Source organism: Vibrio sp. 2304 (assembly GCF_033339475.1).
GTDB lineage: Bacteria > Pseudomonadota > Gammaproteobacteria > Enterobacterales > Vibrionaceae > Vibrio > Vibrio alginolyticus.
Map to the genome: position 1 here is coordinate 523738 of NZ_JAWOUQ010000001.1, position 23913 is coordinate 547650.

Here is a 23913-nt window from a genome sequence, read left to right on the forward strand (position 1 = left end):
TTGCTATTTTATCTATCAAAAAGGGAAGCCTTGGCTTCCCTATAATGAGTCTTCTTTTGGCTTGGCTAAATCTTTTATTTTAGCTCAAATTTACCCTGCATGATTGCCCAGTGACCCGGGAACGAACAGAAGAATGAATAGTCACCGCCGGCTTTCATTTTCTCAGTACTGAACGTAATGCTGGTGCTTTCACCGCCACCAATTACTTTTGTGTGAGCGTAGACGCGATCATCATTTGGTTTTACGTAGTTATTTTCTGCTCCAGCTGCCATGCCATCAGTACCGACTGCTTGTAGGTTGGCAGTGTCAGAGATGACCACGTTGTGACCCATCGATTGCGCTGGCATCTTACCTGTGTGATTCAGCGTCAGTTTTACCTCTTTACAAGTGGCTGGTACGCTCAATGTTTTAGTAGAAAACTGCATCATATCGTTAGCATCTAATGACACTTCACACTCGGCACTGGCTTGGGCACCAAAGCTCATTCCTACTAATGCGAAGGTTGTTGCTAATAAACGTAAAGACATATAACACTCTCCATTTTGTATTTTAGGCTGACTTGGATTGATCTTATCCAATAGTTCTCATTATCAGCCAATTTTCACTCCAAAAACGTGCTTCAATCGGTATATTGACGTTTTGTTGCAAGCTTGTACTGGTCAGTTCCGCTATTTGATCACTCAAATGCCTTATTTCATGCGATTGCGTGAGTTAAATCAAAAGTCGTGATTAGCCAGAGTTAAGGTGAAATTAATCTCGCTAAACGGGTGGCAAAATCGTTTGGTTTTAAGGTATTGGAGAGGTTTCGAGAAAGAAGCTCAGCTAGACTGCTGAGCTTCTAGAGAACAGATGACAAGTAAACCTAGCGAGTTTGTTTTAACGTGTGCAGCACATCATGCAGTGAAGGTGCGACGGTATGGCCTAATTGTTTTATTTCGTTGCAAGGCTCAACCAAATCAGGAATTTGATAAGTGATCATGTTCGCTGCTACCGCAGCACGCACGCCATTATTTGAATCTTCAAAGGCGAGACATTTGGTTGGATCTACGCTTAGACGACTTGCTGCAAGCAGGTAGATCTCTGGATCAGGTTTGCCGTGTGACACTTCACAGCCCGTCGTTAAGTTGTCGAAATACTTGCTTAGGCCCGCTAACTCCAACTTCTTCTGTGCCACTTCTTTTGCTGTAGAAGTGGCGACTGCAATTGGCAACCCTTGGCCTTTCAACCACTCAAGCAGCTCAATCACCCCTTCTTTTACCGGTATCGCTTGGTGCTTAACCACAGCGTCGTAACGGTCGCGCCACTCTTGGTGTAAGCGGTCAAGATCATCCCCATAAGCTTTACGAAAAATCACTTCAATGCCCGCTGCATTGCGACCAATGATTGAAAGGTAAACATCTTTATAGAAGGGTAGGTTCTGGGCTTCACATGCTTCTTGGAAAATATGCATACAGACGCGCTCGGTATCAAGGAGCAAACCATCCATATCAAAAATAGCAGCTTGGTAGTTCATTACATTAAGACTTTTTGGTTGGGATGGCGCATTTTGACACAAGCAGACCGGTTTTTCTTCTAAAAATTAGAACTTGATTTTGATCCTATGAGTTCACATTGCCTCTGAACACACTATACATAGAGTCTATAAATTAGGTGTTAAATATAATGTTTTTAAAATTAGAAAAATTTCAGTTAAATAGATAAAACTCTATCTTAATATAAGCTAGAGTTTTATTAATATTCTATTGTTATTTTAACTATTGGATGATTTATTAATAGTTAAAATTAATAATAAAATAATACCAAATCACGATTGTTTACGACTGCATGAGTGTACCAGCTCTTGACTTCAGATATTTGTTGCTCTGATAAGCCTCCGAAGTCAACGTTATCTTGGTGAATATCTTGATTTTTTATCATAAAAACAACAGGGAAATCGTCAGGGAATGGGAATTTTATAGGATAATCGGTATTAGTGAATGGAATTTCGCAGAAATCGTTTACATCGCAAGGATACCAAGAGTTATTGGATAAGTAATAACCAGTTATCTTACATATAGCTTCAAGCAAGTAAGCATAGGCGTAACCCAAGTGACTGTATTTTATCTCTTCAGACAACATTTGCATAAGAAGCTCTTCAGCTTGGATGCTTTCGCCACTACTTTCCAGCATTTCATTAATCACCTTAAAGGAGTCTTGACACCTTTCCATTATGGCTTTTTCTAGCTCTGGATTACGCTCATTCTTTAGTACGTTAAAAACCTTTTCAGTATCTAATGAATATACTGTCGCCCCATATCCCATATTTTATTCTCCTCACTTTTATACAGTTAAATTCATTTAAGTGTTTTTTATCGAAGGGATTATATTTTGATGTTTTTTGAAGGTAAAGTGTATATATAGAGGTTGTATTTATTATGATGAACTTTGAAAGTTTAGATTCTTAAAATAAATACTATATATTTAATTTTATTAGATCTAGCTCATAAAAATACCTTAACTATTATTGTGTTTATTGTTAAGGGTTATTAAATCTGTGAGGTGGTTCAAGACAATAAAATTTAGAAGAAAATACCGTCAAACTTAGGTAGCTATTCTATCTGAGCACTCAGCCCACTACTTATGGTGGGCTGAGTGCGCGGTTGGGCATCAGGCACATTATTTGGCGATGAATATGCCATATTAGGTGATATTCGTTAGTGTCTATTTTATCCCTAGGCGTTTTGCTAAGCGGTGTAAATTACCGTTATCTAATTCAAGCTGACGTGCAGTTGCTGCCCAGTTACCTTGGTTCTCTTCCAGAGCTCTAACAATCATCGCTTTTTGGAAGGCATCTGTGGCAGGCTTCAATCCGCCTTCTGGTAGCTCAAGCCGAGAGTTTTGTTCCGCTTCTTCAATGTTCTTGATGTTCTGATTCGGCGTTCGGATATCAAAATCTTGCTCAACCAACTCAATGTCCAAGGCGTGAGTACGCGCTTTTGCCAAAACACCGGCACGTTTAATGACATGTTCAAGCTCTCGCACGTTGCCTGGCCATGAATAGTCTTTAAGTGCCAGCACCAAAGCAGGAGACAAACGAATGCTGTTTAATCCCAATTTGCTTCTTAAGCGTTCGGCGAAAAAGCCTGCGAGTAACACCACATCGTCTTCACGTTCACGAAGAGGTGGAACATGAAGCGGGAAGACGCTTAGACGATGATACAAGTCTGCTCGGAAGCGACCAGCAGTCACTTCTTCATGCAATATACGGTTGGTGGCGGCGACAATGCGTGTGTTGACTCGAATATGGCGGTCATCACCCACACGTTGAATGTCGCCGTATTGTAGGGCTCGAAGTAACTTAGCTTGCAGTTCTAACGACAGTTCGCCGACTTCATCCAAAAACAGTGTGCCGCCGTCGGCTTGTTCGAACTTACCTTTACGATTGCTGATCGCGCCTGTGAATGCGCCTTTGATATGGCCGAACAACTCGCTTTCCGCGACTGATTCTGGCAGCGCCGCACAGTTGAGGTAAACCAAAGTATTGTTCGATCGGCTAGAACGATGGTGAATAGCGCTGGCAACTAACTCTTTACCTACGCCTGTTTCTCCCATGACCAACACAGACAATTCCGTATCCGCGACGGCATCAATCTGCTCTTGAAGATTCCTCATACCCTGAGAGTTGCCAATGATTTCGTTACTCAACGTGCGTTTCTCAGCGTAAGAGTCACGTGGCAGGCTCGCTTGAGTTTCTAGTTGCTCTAGCAGAAGTGCAGTGTGCAAGCCACCTGCTGCCAACGCGCTGACAAAACGTAACTCTTGGTTGCGTAGCCCATCAAATTGGTTGGGGTCGAAGGCGTCAATCGTAATGGCACCAATCAGTTGATCGTCGATCAGCAGAGGTAAACCAATGCAGGAATGGACATGCAGTTTGTCATCGTGGTTTGGAATCAAGCCATCGTATGGATCAGGTAAGTCGCTGTCAGAGGGAAAGCGCACGATATCGCCCGCTCGGGCAATGGCTTCTAATCTTGGGTGCTGCTCAATGGAGAAACGGCGTCCAAGCACTTCTTTCGCCAATCCATTGATTGCTAAAGGTTTAAAGTGCTGGTCTTCATATAAAAGAAGGGCAGAAGAGTCACACTTCAATACCTCTCGAATCGTGGTTAATAACGTATCGAAGCGAGCCTGTTGAGTGAGCGCCGAGTTAAGGTCTTGCGTGATGTGTAGCCATTGCGCGATTAAAGAAGTCATAGCCAATACCGATTGTGTCAATATGACTATTGTAGTGTCTTAATGACAATTTTCAACTGTGTCTAAATGACAGCCATTAAAGTTGGGTTTTAATTAAGATATTGAAATATATAGCAATTAAAAGTTGGCACGCCCAGTGCAATACAAGAAGAAATTATTTTTGTTTATCTCGTCATTCAAGGTAGTAATTATGACAATTCACGTAAAAAACAACATCCACTGGGTAGGTCAACGCGATTGGGAAGTTCAAGACTTCCACGGTACAGAATACAAAATGACAAAAGGTACCAGCTACAACAGTTATCTAATTCGTGAAGAGAAAACCGTATTGATTGATACGGTCGATCACCGATTCAGTCAACAATTCATCCAAAATTTAGAAATGGAAATCGACCTTAAGTCTATCGACTTTATCGTGGTAAACCATGCTGAAGAAGATCACTCAGGCGCATTGTCGGCATTGATGGAGAAGATTCCGAACACGCCAATTTACTGTACAGAAGCGGCGATTGACTCCATCGTTGGTCATCACCACCATCCCGAGTGGAACTTCAAAACCGTAAAAACGGGCGACAGCATCGATATTGGTAACGGTAAGCAATTGGTGTTCGTGGAAGCGCCGATGCTGCATTGGCCAGACAGCATGATGACTTACCTAACGGGCGATGCAGTGTTATTCAGCAATGACGCATTTGGTCAGCACTACTGCGATGAACGCTTATTCAATGATGAAGTTGACCAAAATGAGTTGATGGAACAGTGTTTGCGTTACTACTCAAACATCCTAACGCCATTCAGCAGCTTGGTAACCGCTAAAATCAAAGAAGTGCTGAGCTTTAATTTGCCTGTCGATATGATCGCAACGTCACACGGTATTGTATGGCGCGATAATCCAGTTCAAATCATCGAGCAATACTTAGCATGGGCAGACAATTATCAAGAAGATCGCATTACGATTTTCTACGATTCTATGTCAAACAACACCCGAATGATGGCCGATGCAATCGCGCAAGGCATTCACGATGTCGATCCTAGTGTGGCAGTCAAAGTCTTTAATGTCTCTAAGCATGATAAGAATGAAATTCTCGCCAACGTATTCCGCTCAAAAGGCATCTTGGTTGGTTCGTCTACCATGAACAACGTCATGATGCCGAAGATCGCAGGCATGCTAGAAGAAATTACTGGTTTGCGCTTTAAAGCGAAGAAGGCCGCTGCATTCGGTAGCTACGGTTGGAATGGTGGCGCGGTGGATCGTATCCATGCTCGATTGACTGACGCAGGTTTTGAAACCGCAGTGAGCTTGAAAACCAAATGGCGACCAGATGGTAAAGCGATGCGTGAGTGCCGTGAACATGGTCAGAACATCGCGAAATTGTGGGCGAAGCATGACCTGACAAGTCCTGTTATTTCTCCGGCAATTGCTGCGTCTGCACCACAAGTTCAATCACAACCCGCTGCGCCAGCGACAACACAGGCGGTAGTCGATGCTGCCCCTAGCAACCCTAGTACCGAGGCGCATCCTGCAGATTGTCAATGCATGGTTTGCACCGTTTGTAATTGGGTATACGACCCAGCTAAAGGCGAGCCTAACCAAGGCGTTGAGCCGGGTACGGTATGGTCTGAAGTGCCAGATTACTTCTTGTGCCCAGAATGTCATTTGGGTAAAGACGTCTTTGTCGAATACAATGGGTAAGGGGGCGAATATGCAAGCACCTATTGTGATTATTGGTAGCGGCTTTGCTGCTTACCAATTGGTGAAAACAGTGCGTCGAATGGACGCACATATTCCGCTGCAAGTGTTTACTGCTGATGATGGCGCGGAATACAACAAGCCCGATTTGAGTCATGTATTCAGCAACAAGCAAACCGCCCGAGACTTGGTAGTTAAAAGTGGTGAGGCGTTTGCACAGGAACACAACATCGAACTGTTCGCCCATACCAAGGTTGAGCATGTCGACGTGCAAGCTCAGCAAGTGGTTGCCAACGGCCAAACCTATCCTTATTCCAAACTGGTGTTTGCGACAGGCGCGAAAGCCTTTGTGCCGCCAATATCTGGTGGTGCAGCACCTGAGGTGATAACGCTGAACTCGCTACAAGAATATCAATTAGCGGAAGAGCAAATTAGCCGCGCGGAACGAATTCTAGTAATGGGTGGTGGTTTGATCGGCGTCGAGATCGCCATGGATCTCGCAACCAGTGGTAAAGCCGTTACGGTGGTTGAGCCAAATCCCCGTTTGCTCGCTAACTTGATTCCTGAATTTGTTGCATTGCCGCTGGAGAATCAACTTAAGCAGCAAGGTATTCAACTTGCCTTGGAGACTGGAGTTGCTGCGATTAATCACTCAGATGATTCGCTGGTGGCAAGCTTGAGCAAAGGTAAGGAAATCGAAGCCGATGCAGTGATTTCAGCGGCGGGTTTACGTGCTAACACTTGGTTAGCGAAAGCTTGTGGGTTGAGTGTCAATAAAGGCATCGAGGTGGATGCTCGATTACAGACATCAGCAGCCAATGTGTTCGCATTAGGCGATTGTGCTGAGATCCAAGGTCGAATGATGCCGTACCTCCAACCGATCGTGCTAAGTGCCAATGCTTTGGGCAAACAACTACTGGGGCAAGAAGCAGAGTTGAAACTACCGCCCATGATGGTAAAGGTCAAAACGCCGAGCTACCCGATTCAATTGGCAGGCGATTTTAGTTCGGTGACGAACTGGAGCGTGCAGATTTCTCAAACTGGCATTGCCGCGAAAGCAGAAGATGAAAATAGCCGACTCATGGGCTTCGTCGTGACGGGAGAACAAGTTACGCAAGCATTTCCATTGCTTCGAGAGTTGTCTCAAGCCGGTCAGGCTTAACCGATTTAAACGAAAAGAATTGTAATTAGAGAGGGTATTATTATGTCGCATCTACGAATTCCTAAAGACTGGACTGCTCAACGTTCAACGCCTTTCTTCACTAAAGACAATGTGCCACCAGCGCTACTGACTCATCACAATACCGCTGAGGGTGTGTTTGGGCAGCTGTGCGTCATGGAAGGGCAAGTGACTTACTACGGCTTTGCTGATGAAAATGCCACAGAAGCAGAAGTAGTGGTGGTGATTAATGCAGGCCAGTTTGCTACAAGTCCACCGCAGTACTGGCACCGCATTGAGATGAGCGATGATGCTCAGTTCAACATCAATTTCTGGTCGAACAAGGACAAGAGTGGGCAAGCGATGTTCCATGCTAAGCAGTAGTGAACCTATGTAAGTGCTTTGACTGTTACGCTAATCGTCAAGTAAAGGGGTGTAGAAGGCGCAATAAACGGACTGCAATGCAGGATCATCGAGACCGAGGAAAGAGAAATCACGAGTAATGATTTCAATTCTTTAGTAGCATGTTACGAAACATTTCAGTCAGGTGAACTAAGGGAAGCGTGCAATGGAAAAACAACGAGTAGCATTTATTGGTCTGGGTGTGATGGGATACCCAATGGCTGGTTACCTAAGTAAAGCGGGCTTTGAAACCAAAGTATACAACCGCACAAAAGCGAAAGCCGACAAATGGGCTGAAGAATACCAAGGCGTAGCTTGTGAAACACCACGTGAAGCGGCGGAAGGCTGTGACATCGTTTTTACCTGTGTGGGTAATGATGATGACGTTCGTAGCGTTGTTTACGGTGAAGAGGGCATTCTGGTCGGCTTGAAAGCGGACGCAGTGCTAGTCGATCACACGACCACTTCTGCAGACCTAGCGGTTGAGCTGGCTGAAGCGTGTGTTAAGTACGGTAATCACTTTATTGATGCGCCAGTTTCTGGTGGTCAAGCGGGCGCAGAAAATGGTGTTCTAACCATCATGTGTGGTGGTGAACAAAGCATTTTTGACCGTGTGTCTCCGGCGATGGATGTGTACGCGAAGCAGATGACGCTACTGGGTGAAAACGGTCAGGGTCAACGCTGTAAGATGGTAAACCAAATCTGTATTGGAGGCGTTTTACAAGGTCTGAGTGAAGCTTTGTTGCTAGCACAAAAATCAGGCTTGGACATTGCTCAAGTTGTAGAAACACTTAAGCATGGCGCTGCAGGTTCTTGGCAGATGGAAAACCGCGCAAATACGATGGCTGAAGACAAGTTCGATTTTGGCTTCGCTATTGATTGGATGCGCAAAGACTTAGGTTTCTGTCTGCAAGAAGCTGAGCGAGTGGGTCTAGAACTTCCACTGACTAAGAAAGTGGATGAGCAATACGCAGACCTTCAACGTGATGGTTTAGGTCGCATGGATACATCAGTACTGATCAAAGCGGTAGCTAAAAATCAGTAGTTGATGAATCAGTAATAGATAAACAGTTCTTTGGTATCAAAGAGCTTAAAGAAATCTAAGTTAATCATAATGAATCACCTTGAGCATGTTTTGTGACTTGTGATTAAGGATTAGTGATTTGAAATCAGGAGGTACTGTAGAGTACCTCCTTTTTTTCGTCTTTAAATCACACAGTGTAATGATTGCAGCGTTCGCTTACTTGTTTAAGCCTAGTGCAATTTCAAGACCTTTGCCGTACGCTTCGTCCGCTTGGTATGCGTGTTGAACGTGGCGCTGTTGGATGAACTCTGGTACACCGTCCATTGCGCGAGCTGTGTTATCGAACAGAGTTTGACGTTGCTCTTCGCTCATCAGACGGAATAGGTCACCCGCTTGGCTGAAGTAGTCTTCGTCTACACGATGATCGTAGTGATCAGCGTTGCCATTGATGCGTAGAGGTGGCTCAGAGTAATCTGGTTGCTCTGCCCATTCTTGTTTGTAGTTTGGCTCGTAACCTAGTGTTGAACCAAAGTTGCCATCAACGCGCATTGCGCCATCGCGGTGGTAGCTGTGAACAGGGCAACGAGGTGCGTTCACTGGGATTTGATGGTGGTTCACACCTAGACGGTAACGCTGAGCATCGCCGTAAGCGAACAGACGACCTTGTAGCATCTTATCTGGTGAGAAGCCGATACCAGGTACTACTGCTGCTGGGTTGAACGCTGATTGCTCAACTTCTGCGTAGAAGTTTTCTGGGTTGCGGTTCAGTTCGAACTCACCAACTGGGATCAGTGGGTAGTCTTTTTGAGACCATACACGTGTTAGGTCGAATGGGTTGAAGTTGACTTCATCCGCTTCTAGCTCTGGCATGATCTGTACGTACATCTTCCATTTAGGGAAGTCTTGACGCTCAATCGCTTCGTAAAGGTCACGGTGATGGCTTTCGCGGTCTTTACCTACGATTGCTTCTGCTTCTTGGTCAGTTAGGTTTTTGATGCCTTGCTGAGTTTTGAAGTGGAATTTCACCCAGTAACGCTCGTTTTCTGCGTTGATGAAGCTGAATGTGTGGCTACCAAAACCATGCATATGACGGTAAGAAGCTGGGATACCACGGTCACTCATTACGATAGTCACTTGGTGGAATGCTTCTGGTAGTGATGTCCAGAAATCCCAGTTGTTGGTAGAGCTACGCATGTTAGTGCGAGGGTCGCGTTTTACTGCGTGGTTTAGGTCTGGGAATTTTAGTGGGTCACGTAGGAAGAATACTGGTGTGTTGTTACCAACCAAGTCCCAGTTACCTTCTTCAGTGTAGAATTTTAGTGCGAAACCACGGATGTCGCGTTCTGCGTCTGCTGCACCGCGCTCACCAGCTACAGTAGTGAAGCGAGCGAATAGTTCTGTTTTTTTGCCGATGTCAGAGAAGATCTTAGCGCGAGTGTATTTTGTGATGTCGTGCGTTACTGTGAACGTACCGTAAGCACCAGAACCTTTTGCGTGCATACGACGCTCAGGGATCACTTCGCGGTCAAAGTGTGCCAATTTTTCAAGGAACCAAACGTCTTGTAATAGTTGAGGGCCACGAGGACCTGCAGTCATAACGTTTTGGTTATGTGCGACAGGGCAACCTGCTGCTGTAGTCAATTTCTTGTTTGTCATTTTTCTTCCCCCTCCAGGGTTCAATACCTTAGAAACTGTAGAGGAGGTTATTACGGAAAAGCTGGGGGAGAAAACTGATATTGCTTATCAATTCAATAGATGGTGACTATGGTCGAAACTATATTAGAATCAGAAATTTACTACATTAGCTTGATTGACATAACAATCGGCGTTCTCGAAAGCGATTTACTGGGGGGGGAGCGCTATCCAGTTAGCGTGTCTGCGATGCTAGTAATATCGCCCCTTAAATGAAGTTTTACGTGTCATCAAAGGGGCGAAAGGGGGGAAGTAATTAAGAGTACTTCACTTCAAGTTGTTCAGCTTTTGCAAATGCTGGGTGTGTCGCGAGCTGTTTCCCATAACGTTCAATATTAGGGAAGTGATTAACTAAACCAAACTTTTGAACCAATTCGACAATGAAAGACATCATGATGTCAGCGCCAGTCAGACGCTCTTCTACTAGGTAAGTTTTGCCTTCTAAGGATTGCTCGAAGTAGCCTAGTACATTCATTGCTTCCTTGTCGGCATAGCCTGATAAAAACTGAGTTTCATTTGGCTCTTTGCTTACGAAGGTTTTTAGCAGCATAGGTAAAATTGCAGAGCTTTCTGCAAAGTGCATCCATTGCAAATATTCTGTGTGTGCTTTTGTACCGCGCTCAGGAGCAAAGGCTCCGTCACTGTATTTCTCAATCAAATATTCGGTCATTGCACCTGACTCAATGATAATCTCGCCGTTATCTTCAAGAACAGGTGACTTTCCTAATGGGTGAACACTTTTTAGTTCTGGCGGTGCCATGAAGGTCACGGAATCACGGACATAGGGTACAATTTCGTAATTTACATCTAGCTCTTCAAGTAACCAAATGATGCGCTTTGAACGAGACTGATTGAGGTGGTGAAGTTTAATCATTTACATATCCCTTTTTATAATGGGTCATTAATCTGTACTACAAGTTTGCCGAAATTCTTACCTTCCAACAGACCGATGAATGCTTCTGGCGCATTATCCAGTCCTTGTACTAGATGTTCGCGGTATTGGATCTTTCCTTCTGCCAACCATTGATTAATATCTTGCGCAAATTCACCGTAACGATGTCCGTAATCATCAAAAATGATGAAGCCCTGCACCTTGATTCGTTTGGTCAGGAGCTTACCCATTAGTAATGGAAGATGGTCGGTACCTTCAGGCAGCTCTGTCGCGTTGTACTGAGAAATCAAACCACAAAGTGGGATACGCGCATTTGTATTCAGAAGTGGCATTACAGCCTCGAATACTTTGCCACCTACGTTTTCGAAGTAAACATCGATACCTTTGTCACAGGCATTTTTCAGTTGTTCTGCAAAGTCTTCAGCTTTGTGATCAATACACTCATCGAAACCAAGCACCTCTTTAGCGTAACGGCATTTTTCTTCTCCGCCTGCTATACCAACAACTCGGCAACCTTTGATTTTACCAATTTGACCAACTGTTGCGCCTACAGGCCCCGTAGCAGCTGCTACCACGATGGTTTCCCCTGGTTTTGGCTGACCAATGTCGAGTAAACCCATGTACGCGGTAAATCCTGGCATACCTGCAACGCCTAGCGCGTAAGAAGGATTTTTCGGTTCTTTACCAAGTTTAATGACCATCTCACCAGTTGAGATAGCGTAGTCTTGCCAGCCAACAGTGTAGGCAAGAACCCATTCACCTGCTTCGTAATCTGGGTGGTTTGATGCTTCTACCTGACAAACTGTACCACCGACCATTACGTCATCAATTGCAACAGGGTCAGCGTATGATTCGGCATCACTCATGCGACCACGCATGTATGGATCTAGAGATAAATAAACCGTTCTCAATAGCATTTCACCCTCTTTCGGAGTCGGTTTCGTTACCTCTTCTAAACGAAAGTTTTCTTGTGTCGGTGCACCATGGGGACGTGACGCGAGTACTATTCTGCGATTTGTTGCGTTAGTCATATCTATCTCACTTGTTGATTAGACCGGTCGTCTAGTGTTTGTTTCAAAATATCCCGCTTATGTAAAGCGGGAAGGTTTACTGTGTTAACACTGACGCTTTTTCTGACAGTGAAACGTGTGTAGGGTGTTCATTCTGCTTCCACGCCGCCCGTTATGGGCAAGTGCGCGTATTCTGCAGTAAGTGTTGAGTATAGGTCAGACTTTGCGTCAATGCTGCCTGATCTTGATAAAGTTTGTTCAGCAAGCTAGCGCCATTCCAAAGGTAGTATATCTGCCTTGCTAATAACGCACTGTCACCATTGGGGATTGAGCCATCTTGAATGCCGATGTCTATGCAATCCGCTATCGCTTGAATGGTTTTGTCTGCTCCTTGGCGTAATGCCAAGCGCATTGACTCAGAGAGATCGGAGACTTCTGCACTTAACTTAACCAATAAACATTTGTTCGCATTACACACGTCGTCTTCTACTTTGACCATTTCTTCGAAATAGCTCATTAGGCGTTGGTAGCCACTCAGTTCAGTATTTGTAAAGCGTGCGTTTAAACGCTCAAAATACTTAGTAAAGTAGTCTTGAATCATCGCTTCACCAAATTGTTCTTTGGACTTGAAGTAATGATAAAACGAGCCTTTTGGCACTGCGGCCTTTTTTAATAGCTCTGAAAGACCAACACTCGTGAACCCTCGGTTTACGATCAACTCGTATCCGACGTCGAGAATATGTTGGCGTGTGTCATTCGTCTTTGCGTTCATGGAGTGTACTATAGAATGAATTAGACCAGTCGTCTAGTATTTGTTGTGGGTTATTTAATCAGCTCATACTCAATAACAAAGAGCGTGTCGGTATTTGGGTAGATTTCTCGAATTAACTGCTTGAGTTTTGGTAGTTCGATGGCTTCTTGTTCTGCATGAAACTCATTAATATCTTCAAAGTGAAGTGGTTCTACAGAGCGTATCTTGATATCGCAGACTTTACGATCCGTTTCTAAGGTAAAAACTTCGACTTCTGTATTGGGAACGTAATGGCTTTCTGATTCATCTCGAATCGTTATCGTCTTTTTGCCTGACGTGATCAACGGGGTTAAGAATTCAAAAAAAGTTATCTTGGTTGGATGAGATGGCATGATGTACTCGTTAGTCTGGTTGTTTGGCGTAATTATATACCCAAATACCCCAGATATTCCTGTTTTACTAGAACGATCGAGCGCGGATGAAGCGAATTAACTTGGCACTAAAGTAACCTGAGATAACGCCTATCCAGTTGGTGCTGAGATCATCAAAACTAAATGATCGATTTGGAATAAAAAGTTGGCTTATTTCTTCCATTGAAACGATAGCTAACAGCAGTAGCAAAAGACGAATCCCAAAAACGTCGGTTTTATTCGAGCTCACCAGAGAAGGGAACGTGAAGACCGATAAAAAGCCGATCAATAAACTGAAAGTAAAGTGAAGCGTACTTGATCCGCCTAAGTAGGTTTCCATTTGCAGGTAAGCAGTATGGTGTAGGTCAGAGCTTTTCCACAAAGAGAGTGAAGCGGTTAGCATCAGGACTAAAACAAAACTCGTGCGTGCCAGTATTAAAGCCATAATTAACCTATTGGAAAGAAGCCTAAGTAACGTTTTACAAAGTACAGTGCAGCTAAATTCTGGATAGCCATGCCAATTGCCATTGCCCACGCTGCACCAATCACACCAAACATTTGACAAAGCGTAACAAGTAGGCAGATGGACACCGTACCGGAGGAAATTGTAATGTATTTCATGGTTCTCTCATGACCACTCATTAATAATAAAAAACCTACTGAACCAGTCGCAACATTGACTAACTGCCCCAGAGAAAGGACGACTAATAGTGGTGCCGCGGCGAGAAACTCCTCACCAAAAAACTGCATTACAAACTCGGGGAAGAGGGTGCAAATAATTACGGGTACAATCGCTAAACCAACATTGGCTCGGCACGCCAAGCGGCTCAGGTTCTGCAGTTTGCGCATTTGACGCTCTTTGTAGAGAGAGGCAAACATCGGGGCGACCACAAAGTTAATGGTAATCAGCACAAAGCCAATCAGTAGTGATGTGCGTTGGGCTGCGGCTAACAAACCGATTTCCGCTGTTGAGATAAAAAAGCCCGCAATAACAAGGCTTCCCCATTGAAGAACATTCGTGAAGATACTGCCAACCCAGACTTGCTTGGCAGAAGCGACCATTTTTTTGTTTGGTACGAAAGCCGATGTTTGATATTGATCTGAGCCAAGCCAATTGGCACTAGATATGACCGCGACGCCTATGCTCGCTAAAAGCAGTGCGGTCATTAGATTGTTGATATTTTGCTGACCGATATAGTCTAGGGCAAAGACAAAAATGACCATCAACATGCTTACCCCAAGCTGCAACGCAAACAGAGATGATACGACTTTTCTACATGCTTGAAGCACCCGACTGTTGGTTTGCGCAAGCACCAAGAAAGGTATACAAAGCAAGCATAAAGTAATCGCATACATTGGTGATTGAGTCTGGTTTAGCTGTTCTGGAAACAGATTAAACCCTGCCAACAAAACGCCTATGGCGAGCAAGCAAAATGCCATACTTCGATAAAGTGCGGTTTTATAGTTTTGGCTTTGTTCAAGCTTCTCTTTGTTATTAAAAGCGATCGCATTGTAACGAACTAACGAGACATCAAAACCTAGCTGAGAAACAATAGCGAGTAGCGAGACTAGGTTGAATAAAAAGAAAAATTGACCGGCCGTCGAAGCGTCACTGGTCTTCGATACAATCAGAGTCAGTAAAAAAGCAAATAGCGCACTCAACACACGCGTGATTGCGGTTTTTAATCCAGTAGATAACAAGCTTTTTTTACCGCTGGGCATCAACAGTAATTTTTGTTGAACAGTGTGAAACATAGGGGCATTTAACCGTAAATATTATTGAGTGCGAGGCGCTGTTTTTCTTCACTGAAGGCATCGTTTAATTCTGCTGTATATTGGCGAAAATCGATCTCTTCATAATGATTGACACAATGCGCGATCTGCTTGGCCATTTCTTCAGGTGTGAGCGCTAAAAACGGGTAGTTGAGATCTTTGGTTGCGCCGATGGTCCGAATAACCATAGGAAGATGTAACTTGGATGCTTCTAGAATGGTTAACGGCATCCCTTCCCATGCTGCAGTATGTAGATAAAGGTCTGAACCCTTGAGCTTTTCAACTACCTCATCGCGAGGCAGCATGCCCGTTACATCCACATTTTCAGTGCGTAATTTCTGTTCGAGTACGTGGTCACCGCCACCTATCCATGTGATCTCTATCGGGCGGTTAAGCGCATACCGATTAAGGAACTGCAATGTGCTGATAAGAAACTGAGGATCTTTTTGGGGCGCGACACGACCAAGTACAACGAGCTTCAGCGCTTCTTGCTTGTTTCGCTCTATACGATCTTCACTTTGATAAGACACGTAGTTGTTGAGCAGTTCGGCACGTTTCGCACCAATGCTAATGGCTAGGTCACACTCTCGTTGGCTACAGCCTGCAACCACATCAATTTTGCTCAGTTTTACTTTCTCTAGTGCTTTATAGATCTGGCGTGCAAGCTCTGAGATATCTTCACGTTCGAAGGCATAACAGTGCGGTGTGTAAACCAAGCGTGCCTTGCCAAGCTTTAGAAATCGGCCGAGAAATCCTGCTTTACTCGAGTGCAAATGCACGACGTCGGGGCCAAGTGATGCAATCATGTGGTTTGCATCGCGAATAAATTGAAGCAAGCCGCCTTCTACCCACTTTGTCTGTACGAAAATGTGGTGGTTGTTCTCATTGGTCAAGTCGTTTTCTCGGGCTCTGGCTAGCAAGAAATGCTGATAAGGCTCGTCTCTGGATGAGTGAACATAACTATAGAGGGCGGTTTGAACGCCACCTCCAAATGCTTCTGTAACATGGAGCACTTTCTTCATGATGATTTTGTCCCTGGTGTTTGCATCCATTTGTGTTTAAAAGCATCACGCTCTTGCTCTGAATAAACGTGGCGATACAAGGGAAGATCGTACATATAGAACAGTTTTGAGAAGTCGTAGTGATTCTTAAAGTGTTGGTGGATATTGGAGTACCACTTGTTTTTCGCTTCGTTGCTGTTTTTCAGCACGAAGTCTTGCAACTCAAGAAACTCACCGATTTCTTTATCAAGAGAACTGAGCTGTTCGCATTTGATTAGCATGACGTTGGCCTGATCGTTCTGGAATGTGAAGAAAGGGTGAGTGTTGTCCAGCTCTTGGCGCATCACATCGATATTGAAATTACGCTTTAACTCGTTGTCGAACCAGTCCGCAAAATAGTTGAGATTGATATAGTTATCAAAGCAATGCTCGAGGTGCTGATACGTGACTTCCATATCTCGGTGAATTGCATCGTTCTTTTTGCCTTCGATAAATTGCAAATGGAGATCTTGAAAGAAGCGAGAAAAGACAGTTGCGATTGGATCGCGGACCAGCGTAACGATTTTAATCTGCTCGCGTTTTTGTAAGATACGTTTTCGCTGCTTGAGCACTAAGCGATAGAGTGCGCGGTTTCGGAAGTCGAAGAATTTACTCACGTCTTTTTTATTGTGATACATGTGAAATTCTTCGTGATCATCAAAGGTGTGGATGTGATAGCTCGGGATATTTTTCTCCCCTAGCGTGTGCTCAATTGATGAGGAGCCAACTTTACCCATTTGGTAAACTAAAACAAAATTATCAGCTTGGAGTTCTCGGTTCTTTTCAAATTGTCGAGAGATTGAATACTTCATCTATCCTATCCTTGATTATTCATATTCGTGGTGATGGTTTACCGGAAAAGTATGAGCTATGGCCCTTGAGTCGTTGCTCATGCTGATCATGACGGGTAACAAGAGTATTAAAATTATGGTGGTGTTTACCGCAACGAAAAACACCATGATGAGGGCGTATATCGCAAGTAATAGGCTTTTTCTGTTTTCATTAAGACTACGGAAGCAAAAGCGAATAAAAAGAAAATAACCACCAAACAGCAGACCAATACCAAGCAATCCGTATTCAATTGCGGTATCTAACACAAAGTTGTGGGTGTAGATCGCCAGCTCATCATAGTTAAAGTAACTGATCATAAAGTTGGGTAACATTTTCGCGCCGACACCTAACACTGGGTGTTGAAGTAAAATATCTAGCCCATTGGCAAGTAAAAGTTTTCTATGAAGATTCGATACCCAGCGGGCTTCACTTTGGTTGGCAAATAAGACGTCTTCTTGGGTTATTTCCAATGTGTCTGCTAGAGTTTCAAACCCAACGTAGAGTGTGGTTGTGACGGCAGTAAACACAATGAAGCTCAAGGCTAATAAAATCGCCCACGTGTACGTTTCGCTGAGCGATTTTCTCATTAAGTTTTTTACGAGCAGTTGGTCAAAGAAGAAAAGCAGACAAAAACCAAGTAGCGCTTTTCTTTCTTGTGACAACACCAGTAATACTAAAGCTACGAGCATCAAAAGGTGGAAAGCGCGAATTTTATCTCGATAAAGGTACAGTAGTGAGCACAGTACACCGAACCCGTATTTACTTACCCCGAGTAACTTAAACCCACTTTGATAGCCCTGAGCAAAGTGCCATAAGGCAACGAGCGAACAGATGAAAAACAACAGATACGTGAAATAAACCATTACCCGTTCGTCATCAAACACGCCATAGGCGTACATTAGGCTCAGTAGGCACAAAATCGCTAACCATTGCACAGTTTCTATAACTAGCGGCATTAAAGGGACGCGATTTAGCAGACCATTTATGAACACATACCCAGTGAACAATACGAGGAACCCCATACAGGGATGTATGAGTTTTTCAGCTTTTCTTTCCAATACCACTAATGCAGTAAAACCAATAGACAAAAGGCTTGCGATGTCAGATGGGGCTAGCGCTATTCCTCCAGCACGAAACTTCATTGGAATAAAGAACAATACTAATAGGCATGCTGCAAGCAATGAGGCGCGATGGCTCGATGGCGCGGAACTATTTGTTGGCGCAAAGCTGCTGGTAGATTCCATAGTAACCTTCACGAAATTTATCGATGGTGTAAAGAGAGGCCCTATTGACTGAGTATTGACTTGCAGCGTCATACCGCTCAACACTTTCACACAGTTGGAGAACTTTTTGGCTCAGTTCAGTGGCGTTACCAACTTGAAATAAATATTCGGCACGTCCGGTGACGTCATCCAAACCAGGTACGTCCGACGATAGTACGGGTAAGCCTGCTGCCATCGCCTCAACCGCCGCCAAACCAAAGCCTTCGACGTGCGACGATTGCACGTAAATATCCATGTCGTTCAAAAAGGCTGGAACGTCAGAAACTACGCCATGAAAGTGAACACGTTGCGCGACGTTGATTTTTGTTGCCAATGCTTGCAGTGACGATTTTTTTTCTCCATCTCCCGCAAGGTGGAGTTCGTATCGTCTTGGTAAATGGATAAGTGCTTGGATAAGCGTTTCATGGTCTTTATGTTGGTGAAGTCGGCCCACCATTCCAATCTTGATAACTGGTTTGTCGATTAGGTGGCTGGCGAATCTTGGCGTCATAGAAAACCTTTTTAAATCAACGCCATTGTGCACCACGTGATATTTATGTTGATAGCGAGGCATGAACTTCACCAGTTCATCTTGTACTTTTTCACTAATACTGACCGTCAAGTCGTGGCCCCAATATAAGACGTATTCCATGAACTTAAACAGCGGATAGTCACGTCGACGGTTATAAGAACAGTGCTCAGTCTGGATTCGTTTTTTACCTACCGCCAATAGCGCTAGGTAAATGGAAGGGTAGAGGTGCCCGTGAACGACATCCGGCCAACGCAGCAAAGAGAATTTCTCACTCAATGACAATGTGCGCCAGTTAAAACACTCTACCCCTTGGGCGGATAGCATTGGTAAGTAATCATTTTCATCACACAAGACCAAAATTTTGATTTCGTATTCAGGCTTATGTTCTAAAACAAGGTCGACTAAGAACTTCTGAGCACCGCCGTTCTGAGAAAGATCATTGATAATATGTAGAATCTTGGTTTTCATGATTAATTGGTCAGATATTGCTGTTTAAGGTCGGTGATTTCTGTATTTGAGAAAAAGTGCTTCGTCAATTTAGAATTCAGCATTTCTTCAACGTACTCGGGTGTAGGTTGAAATTGCGTTTTGAATTCTTTCATTAGTGGCGAGTACCATTTGTTGTCTGATTGATTTTCATAAACAACATCCACGGGGTAACCTAAAAAGTCTTCAACTGCGGAGTTAGCCTTCGTTAGCTTGTCACTTCGAATGACCAACAGTGAGAAGTTATTGTTATGGTATGTTTGATAGCCTACTTCGTGATTAAAAGACTCGTTAAACACATCAATCCCTGTTAGTTGTTTGATCTCGTTGTCAAACCACTGCAGCGCATATTGATGATTCATGTGCTTATCAAATGCTTCTTGGAGTAATTGCGGTCGTTCGGTACGTATTGCGCTGTCATCCTTTAGATATTTGTCCGCCATCCAAAAAGGAAGTGCTTGAAAGAACATTGAGACATTTCGTCCGATCGGTTCACGCACCAGCGAGATAATTCGAACTTTTTTCTTACGCTTTAACATGCGGCTCATCGTTATGCGCTTTAGTCGTCGCTTTAACGCATTGATCTGAGGCTTATGCAATTGCGCTCTAACGGGGGATATTTGTTTTTGCGCATCGACGGTCATAAGGTCGTGCAAGTGAATCGAGTCAGGAATGGAATGCTCTAATGCACTCGAACCTACTTTGCCCATTTGATAGATCAATACCGGCTGTTCTTGGCTTTTCAACGTTTGGTACCAAGATAGGTTTACGTTAGTAGGCGTATTTCTGGACATAAAGCGTCTCTCCTTCCTTGGCCTTGGCTTGTGTGATTAAGACGCCAAGAGATGGAACTGAGTGTTGTATTTGTTTAGATAACGCAAGGTTAACCAGTGATGATTTTGTTGATTCTGAGCGAATGACGGTGATCAGACCATTGGCATACTGACCAAGAATAAGTGCGTCACTCACTGACAGTAGGGGTGGTGTATCGATAATGATCCGGTCATACTTATTTTGAAAATGTTCGAGCAACTTTTTAAAGCGATCAGAAGCCAGTAATTCCTGTGGGTTTGGCGGAATTAGGCCGGCCGGTAATACATCTAAGTTGGCTTCTTTTATATGTGTAACACAATCTTTGATTGGCGTATCCATAGTCAGGATATGCGTTAAGCCAGGGCTTGATTCAGCAATACCGAATCGCTTTGCGATGGAAGGTCGACGTAAATCGCAGTCGATGATCAACACCTTTTCCATTTTTGAAAACGACACCGCCATATTGATACTGGTCGATGTTTTTCCTTCTTCTGGAATAGCAGAGGTAAAGGGCAATATCTTTTGCTTCGTGTTGGTTAATCTGAGCAGAAGCGAGGTTCTGACCGAGCGGCAAGCTTCACTAAATAGTTTTTCTTCATCATCTAAATACGCGGTATAACTGACGCCGTTTTTACGCAAATTGCGTTTTTTGACCATAGGAATCACACCTAAACACGTAACACCAAGTTTTTCCTGCACATCGGCTGCGCTTCGGATAACTTCTCGCATCGTTTCTAAGATGATGACTAGAGCGCAAGCAATGGCAAAGCCAAAAAAGGTGGCAATTAGTACCAGTTTGATTCGTTGTGGTGCCACCGGGAATAGAGGAATGATGGCTTTATCAGTAAAGCGAGCAGTGACATTCTTGTAGTCGCTGGTGGCGTTGGTCTCTTTCTCACGATTTAAGAACGCTTCATAGAGTGCCTTATTGGATTCAACCTCGCGTTTTAACTGTTCGTAACGCGCTTTTTGTGACCCTAACGATTGGAAGTCTGACTTTTTGTTATCGAGTTCTGCTCGAAGCATGTCCTCTTGCGCTTTTGCAGCAAGAAGGTCTTGTTGCTTACTGAAGGAAATGTCACGGATGAGTTGCTGGGTTCTTGATTGAATTTCAGTAAGCTGTGCTTTCGCCTGAATCATTCGATCATGCTTAGGTCCGTAGCGCTGTGCCAGTTCAGAGAGATTTTTGGCTGCCTGTGCTTCCGACAATTTTAGATCGCGGATTTGCGCTTGATTAGCGAATTCATCAATTGACAACAAGCTGTCTAAACTTTGCGAAGATTTACGTCGTAACAGTTGGATTAACGTCTGCGCTTCAATACGCTTATTAACAGCGATATTCAGCTTGCGAGTGAGTTCTTCTAGCTCATTTGCGTAAATTTCATCAATACCGTTTATATCGATCAACCCTTCTTTTAACAAGAATTCTTGCAGCGCTTGCTCCGAGTTACGTAATCGCTCCTCCAATTTTTGAGAGTTATTTGTCAACCAAGTAGCCGCATTTTGTGTAACGACCAATTTGGCTTCAAAATTTGCGTCAATATAGGCTTGGCCGACCGCATTGGTGATTGTCGTAGCAAGCTTAGGATCGGTAGAACGAAAGCGAATTCTGACTAATTGGGTGTTACGTACTGGCTCAATATCGAGTTTACTTCTGAAAGCTTGAAGTGCCTGATAATAGGACTCTGAAAACTGCGCGGTTTCTTTTGGGCTTGGTGCCACATTCAGTAGGTCTTGAACAAAAGGAATCGACTTTATTTGGTCGATTTTTTTATTTACCCCCCCTGAGCTTGTGAATTCAGGTAATTGGGTGAGGTTCAGCTCCCTAATGACCTTATCTGCAATATGATTCGATTTTAAAATGGCGATTTGCGTTTGAAAGTACTCTTTTTTTGTCGTGTCGACGCCATATACTTCCTCGATTGAAAGGGCGCTTTTTTGCTCCTCTTGGATGAGTAGCGTAGCTGTAGCTTGGTATATCGATGCTTTGGAGTAGATATACCAAGTACAAGTTAATGAGAACAGAAGCGTGAATGCTGCGATGCTTAGCCAATTCTTTTTAATCGCTTTGAAGTGATGGCCAAAACGAATCAGTTCTACTTTGTTCATCTGGAGATTATTTGGATGAGTCCCGTTCATTTGATTCCCTGTCACTTAAAAGAAGCTCTGGTCAATAAATACAATGTCACCAGGTTCAACGTTGCGGTGCATACTGACCCCCTCCATCGTTTGACCTGTTTTATGCTTGGTGAGGTTAATGCCTTTGCGTGAGGCTCTGTCGGTCAAGCCACCTGCTAGAGCGATGGCCTTCTCTATGGTTAACCCTGGACGGTACTCAAATCCACCAGGTTTCCTGACTTCTCCATTAACGTAAAACAGACGAAAGTTATTGATGGTGACCATCACTTTTGGATTGATGAGATAATCGCCTTTTAAGCCCGTTTCTATTTCGTACTTGAGTTGTTTTGGTGTTTTTTTGATTGCTTTAATTCGGCCAAGGTAGGGGTAATCAAAGTAGCCATCTGACGTTATTAGAATATTTTTAATCGTAAGATCTTCTTCACCATAGACCTGCACGGAAATGGTATCGCCAGTATCGAGTAAGTAATCTTCCTCGTTTGAGTCAGCGTTGACCAAAGTGCTAAATAGCAACAACGCTACACTCATGAATTTGATGAATGCCTTCATTAATAATCCTTTTTACAGAGAAAACTGTGCGCTTAAAGTCCAAATATTTTGTTCGAAGCTATAATCCGATCGGCTAGAGTTTTTATCTTGGTATTGCCAATCGGCTTGCAGCTGTATCCAACGTTTGATCTGATAATCTATACCAAAAGATAGAGTGTACCGATCGTCGTTTCTGGAGATTCCCGTGTAATCATCTTGTTGATAAACAGCACCTAAGCGAGTTGCAAGGTAACTATTCCAATCGTGCTTCAGGTTCAGTCGGTAACGAGTTTGTAGGTTGTAATCGCCATCTTGATCGGGGTTAACCGCCGCTTGAGTGGTTTTCACGCTGACTAGAGTTTGTTCTTGAGGCAACCATTCAAAGCCGATATCCCAACTAAAGCCTTTAAATGTCTCTCGTTGAGCGCTGTCAAAATCTTTGATTTGATAACCGAGTCGAGCGATGCCTTTGGTTTTTCCTGTGACTTCCCATTCGGCACCGGTGTAATAGAAACTGGTGTTGTTATCTTTCGATGGCTGCGCAGAATTTCGGTGCTGATACTCGGTTACGATTTGGTTTGTTCCGACTAACCAATAGGTTCTTGGCGTCGCTCTTAAATAGAACTCCAAATGTGCATTGGGAGCTCGAAAATCGTTGTATTTAGTTTTAGCGTTTGGGCGCCCAGGCAAGCCGTCACGATAGTTTTGATAGGTTTTATCACTATAGCCTAAACCGAATTCGAGTCTGCCTTTGGCACCGTTAGATCCAAAGACATAATTGGTTTTTACATCGTTACGGTTGAACTCTATTGGTGAGTCGATTGCGCTACCATTACCTTCGGTAATATCTTCTCCTCGAACTTCATGCTGGGCGCGAAAACGGTAATCAACCACTAAACGATGACGATGATTAAATTCGAAAAAGTTGGAAAACTGAAAAGTGTGGTCGTCGAAGTCGTTGCGATCGTCAGATGAAAAGCCAGCTTTTAACTTATATAAAATATCTGCGCGATAGCGATTCCGTTCTATACGTGCTAGTAAGCTTGGTTCTATACCCCAAATATTGACCGATTCTACATTGCCGGATTTTTCCGCTTTATTGATGTTGTCATCTCCCTCGTAGAAAGTTTTTACGAGGGGAATCAACTCTATACCAGACTCGGTTTGGTAAGCCATCGGTTCTGCGAGCAAGTCAGTAGAAAACAGACTCAATGCTATTGCCATTGTCAGTTTCTTCATAATCTCA

At 43.8% G+C, this 23913-nt stretch carries 23 protein-coding genes; 4 read left to right on the top strand and 19 right to left on the bottom strand.

Annotated features, from left to right (window positions below):
• Positions 1-74 precede the first annotated feature (74 nt).
• The 4 genes from azu to norR all read right to left on the bottom strand — a co-directional run bounded on the left by azu (position 75) and on the right by norR (position 4233).
• A complete protein-coding gene (gene azu, locus R7P64_RS02420) occupies positions 75-527 on the bottom strand; it encodes an azurin (protein WP_005375211.1) in 453 nt (150 codons plus the stop codon).
• A gap of 335 nt (positions 528-862) precedes the next feature.
• Positions 863-1513, bottom strand: a complete 651-nt coding sequence (locus tag R7P64_RS02425) for an HAD family hydrolase (RefSeq protein ID WP_149191619.1) — start codon at positions 1511-1513, stop codon at positions 863-865.
• A 269-nt stretch (positions 1514-1782) separates the two neighbouring features.
• Positions 1783-2301 carry a transcriptional regulator gene (locus tag R7P64_RS02430; RefSeq protein ID WP_318123137.1) on the bottom strand — a complete coding sequence of 173 codons (519 nt, stop codon included), beginning with the start codon at positions 2299-2301 and terminating at the stop codon, positions 1783-1785.
• Between the two features lie 399 nt (positions 2302-2700).
• Positions 2701-4233, bottom strand: a complete 1533-nt coding sequence (norR, locus tag R7P64_RS02435) for a nitric oxide reductase transcriptional regulator NorR (RefSeq protein WP_318118376.1) — start codon at positions 4231-4233, stop codon at positions 2701-2703.
• Between the two features lie 190 nt (positions 4234-4423).
• On the opposite strand from norR, the gene norV reads away from it, so the two are divergent.
• The 4 genes from norV to R7P64_RS02455 all read left to right on the top strand — a co-directional run bounded on the left by norV (position 4424) and on the right by R7P64_RS02455 (position 8529).
• Positions 4424-5926 carry an anaerobic nitric oxide reductase flavorubredoxin gene (norV, locus tag R7P64_RS02440; protein WP_318118377.1) on the top strand — a complete coding sequence of 501 codons (1503 nt, stop codon included), beginning with the start codon at positions 4424-4426 and terminating at the stop codon, positions 5924-5926.
• Positions 5927-5936: 10 nt separating this feature from the next.
• The gene (gene norW, locus R7P64_RS02445) at positions 5937-7085 is read left to right on the top strand and encodes an NADH:flavorubredoxin reductase NorW (protein ID WP_318123138.1); all 1149 of its coding nucleotides are present in this window, start codon (positions 5937-5939) and stop codon (positions 7083-7085) included.
• Between the two features lie 42 nt (positions 7086-7127).
• On the top strand, positions 7128-7466 hold the full coding sequence (locus tag R7P64_RS02450; RefSeq protein ID WP_318103678.1) for a DUF1971 domain-containing protein: 339 nt from the start codon (positions 7128-7130) through the stop codon (positions 7464-7466).
• Between the two features lie 184 nt (positions 7467-7650).
• Complete coding sequence (locus tag R7P64_RS02455) at positions 7651-8529, top strand: NAD(P)-dependent oxidoreductase (protein ID WP_017821261.1); 879 nt, start codon at positions 7651-7653, stop codon at positions 8527-8529.
• 195 nt (positions 8530-8724) lie between these two features.
• Here the strand turns inward: R7P64_RS02455 and R7P64_RS02460 are convergent, their stop codons facing one another.
• From R7P64_RS02460 to R7P64_RS02530, 15 genes are all read right to left on the bottom strand, one after another.
• Positions 8725-10164, bottom strand: a complete 1440-nt coding sequence (locus tag R7P64_RS02460) for a catalase (RefSeq protein WP_017821260.1) — start codon at positions 10162-10164, stop codon at positions 8725-8727.
• Positions 10165-10456: 292 nt separating this feature from the next.
• Entirely contained in the window at positions 10457-11074 is a 618-nt protein-coding gene (locus tag R7P64_RS02465) for a glutathione S-transferase (protein ID WP_318123140.1), read from the bottom strand.
• A 14-nt stretch (positions 11075-11088) separates the two neighbouring features.
• On the bottom strand, positions 11089-12123 hold the full coding sequence (locus R7P64_RS02470) for an NADP-dependent oxidoreductase (protein ID WP_170893371.1): 1035 nt from the start codon (positions 12121-12123) through the stop codon (positions 11089-11091).
• Between the two features lie 151 nt (positions 12124-12274).
• Positions 12275-12874, bottom strand: a complete 600-nt coding sequence (locus tag R7P64_RS02475) for a TetR/AcrR family transcriptional regulator (RefSeq protein ID WP_005385858.1) — start codon at positions 12872-12874, stop codon at positions 12275-12277.
• Between the two features lie 50 nt (positions 12875-12924).
• Positions 12925-13245 (bottom strand): N(4)-acetylcytidine aminohydrolase, encoded by a 321-nt coding sequence (gene yqfB / locus R7P64_RS02480; RefSeq protein ID WP_005385855.1) that lies wholly within the window; start codon positions 13243-13245, stop codon positions 12925-12927.
• Between the two features lie 67 nt (positions 13246-13312).
• Positions 13313-13708 carry a VanZ family protein gene (locus tag R7P64_RS02485; protein WP_033906760.1) on the bottom strand — a complete coding sequence of 132 codons (396 nt, stop codon included), beginning with the start codon at positions 13706-13708 and terminating at the stop codon, positions 13313-13315.
• A gap of 2 nt (positions 13709-13710) precedes the next feature.
• Entirely contained in the window at positions 13711-15018 is a 1308-nt protein-coding gene (locus R7P64_RS02490; protein ID WP_213867405.1) for an oligosaccharide flippase family protein, read from the bottom strand.
• Between the two features lie 8 nt (positions 15019-15026).
• A complete protein-coding gene (locus R7P64_RS02495; protein WP_005385852.1) occupies positions 15027-16058 on the bottom strand; it encodes a glycosyltransferase family 4 protein in 1032 nt (343 codons plus the stop codon).
• The gene (locus R7P64_RS02500; RefSeq protein ID WP_005385851.1) at positions 16055-16888 is read right to left on the bottom strand and encodes a putative capsular polysaccharide synthesis family protein; all 834 of its coding nucleotides are present in this window, start codon (positions 16886-16888) and stop codon (positions 16055-16057) included. Before R7P64_RS02500 ends, R7P64_RS02495 begins: the two co-directional genes overlap by 4 nt.
• 15 nt (positions 16889-16903) lie before the next feature.
• Entirely contained in the window at positions 16904-18151 is a 1248-nt protein-coding gene (locus tag R7P64_RS02505) for an O-antigen ligase family protein (RefSeq protein ID WP_318118380.1), read from the bottom strand.
• Positions 18117-19169 carry a glycosyltransferase gene (locus R7P64_RS02510; protein ID WP_053303827.1) on the bottom strand — a complete coding sequence of 351 codons (1053 nt, stop codon included), beginning with the start codon at positions 19167-19169 and terminating at the stop codon, positions 18117-18119. Before R7P64_RS02510 ends, R7P64_RS02505 begins: the two co-directional genes overlap by 35 nt.
• 2 nt (positions 19170-19171) lie before the next feature.
• Positions 19172-19981, bottom strand: a complete 810-nt coding sequence (locus R7P64_RS02515; RefSeq protein WP_053303826.1) for a putative capsular polysaccharide synthesis family protein — start codon at positions 19979-19981, stop codon at positions 19172-19174.
• Entirely contained in the window at positions 19959-22139 is a 2181-nt protein-coding gene (locus R7P64_RS02520) for a polysaccharide biosynthesis tyrosine autokinase (protein ID WP_318118381.1), read from the bottom strand. The genes R7P64_RS02515 and R7P64_RS02520 overlap by 23 nt, the downstream gene beginning before the upstream one ends.
• Before the next feature lie 15 nt (positions 22140-22154).
• Positions 22155-22688: a polysaccharide biosynthesis/export family protein gene (locus tag R7P64_RS02525; RefSeq protein ID WP_005375265.1), complete on the bottom strand. Its 534-nt coding sequence runs from the start codon at positions 22686-22688 to the stop codon at positions 22155-22157.
• Positions 22689-22700: 12 nt separating this feature from the next.
• A complete protein-coding gene (locus R7P64_RS02530) occupies positions 22701-23906 on the bottom strand; it encodes an outer membrane beta-barrel protein (protein WP_017635284.1) in 1206 nt (401 codons plus the stop codon).
• Between the last annotated feature and the right edge of the window lie 7 nt (positions 23907-23913).

Bases quoted from the DNA above. Each gene is read 5' to 3' on its own strand.
- R7P64_RS02495 (WP_005385852.1), bottom strand. From the start codon at position 16,058: ATGAAGAAAGTGCTCCATGTTACAGAAGCATTTGGAGGTGGCGTTCAA.
- R7P64_RS02455 (WP_017821261.1), top strand. From the start codon at position 7,651: ATGGAAAAACAACGAGTAGCATTTATTGGTCTGGGTGTGATGGGATAC.
- norW (WP_318123138.1), top strand. From the start codon at position 5,937: ATGCAAGCACCTATTGTGATTATTGGTAGCGGCTTTGCTGCTTACCAA.
- azu (WP_005375211.1), bottom strand. From the start codon at position 527: ATGTCTTTACGTTTATTAGCAACAACCTTCGCATTAGTAGGAATGAGC.
- R7P64_RS02520 (WP_318118381.1), bottom strand. From the start codon at position 22,139: ATGAACGGGACTCATCCAAATAATCTCCAGATGAACAAAGTAGAACTG.
- R7P64_RS02470 (WP_170893371.1), bottom strand. From the start codon at position 12,123: ATGACTAACGCAACAAATCGCAGAATAGTACTCGCGTCACGTCCCCAT.
- R7P64_RS02475 (WP_005385858.1), bottom strand. From the start codon at position 12,874: ATGAACGCAAAGACGAATGACACACGCCAACATATTCTCGACGTCGGA.
- yqfB (WP_005385855.1), bottom strand. From the start codon at position 13,245: ATGCCATCTCATCCAACCAAGATAACTTTTTTTGAATTCTTAACCCCG.
- R7P64_RS02525 (WP_005375265.1), bottom strand. From the start codon at position 22,688: ATGAAGGCATTCATCAAATTCATGAGTGTAGCGTTGTTGCTATTTAGC.
- R7P64_RS02460 (WP_017821260.1), bottom strand. From the start codon at position 10,164: ATGACAAACAAGAAATTGACTACAGCAGCAGGTTGCCCTGTCGCACAT.
- R7P64_RS02500 (WP_005385851.1), bottom strand. From the start codon at position 16,888: ATGAAGTATTCAATCTCTCGACAATTTGAAAAGAACCGAGAACTCCAA.
- R7P64_RS02510 (WP_053303827.1), bottom strand. From the start codon at position 19,169: ATGAAAACCAAGATTCTACATATTATCAATGATCTTTCTCAGAACGGC.
- R7P64_RS02515 (WP_053303826.1), bottom strand. From the start codon at position 19,981: ATGTCCAGAAATACGCCTACTAACGTAAACCTATCTTGGTACCAAACG.
- R7P64_RS02425 (WP_149191619.1), bottom strand. From the start codon at position 1,513: ATGAACTACCAAGCTGCTATTTTTGATATGGATGGTTTGCTCCTTGAT.
- norV (WP_318118377.1), top strand. From the start codon at position 4,424: ATGACAATTCACGTAAAAAACAACATCCACTGGGTAGGTCAACGCGAT.
- norR (WP_318118376.1), bottom strand. From the start codon at position 4,233: ATGACTTCTTTAATCGCGCAATGGCTACACATCACGCAAGACCTTAAC.
- R7P64_RS02485 (WP_033906760.1), bottom strand. From the start codon at position 13,708: ATGGCTTTAATACTGGCACGCACGAGTTTTGTTTTAGTCCTGATGCTA.
- R7P64_RS02490 (WP_213867405.1), bottom strand. From the start codon at position 15,018: ATGTTTCACACTGTTCAACAAAAATTACTGTTGATGCCCAGCGGTAAA.
- R7P64_RS02465 (WP_318123140.1), bottom strand. From the start codon at position 11,074: ATGATTAAACTTCACCACCTCAATCAGTCTCGTTCAAAGCGCATCATT.
- R7P64_RS02530 (WP_017635284.1), bottom strand. From the start codon at position 23,906: ATGAAGAAACTGACAATGGCAATAGCATTGAGTCTGTTTTCTACTGAC.
- R7P64_RS02430 (WP_318123137.1), bottom strand. From the start codon at position 2,301: ATGGGATATGGGGCGACAGTATATTCATTAGATACTGAAAAGGTTTTT.
- R7P64_RS02505 (WP_318118380.1), bottom strand. From the start codon at position 18,151: ATGGAATCTACCAGCAGCTTTGCGCCAACAAATAGTTCCGCGCCATCG.
- R7P64_RS02450 (WP_318103678.1), top strand. From the start codon at position 7,128: ATGTCGCATCTACGAATTCCTAAAGACTGGACTGCTCAACGTTCAACG.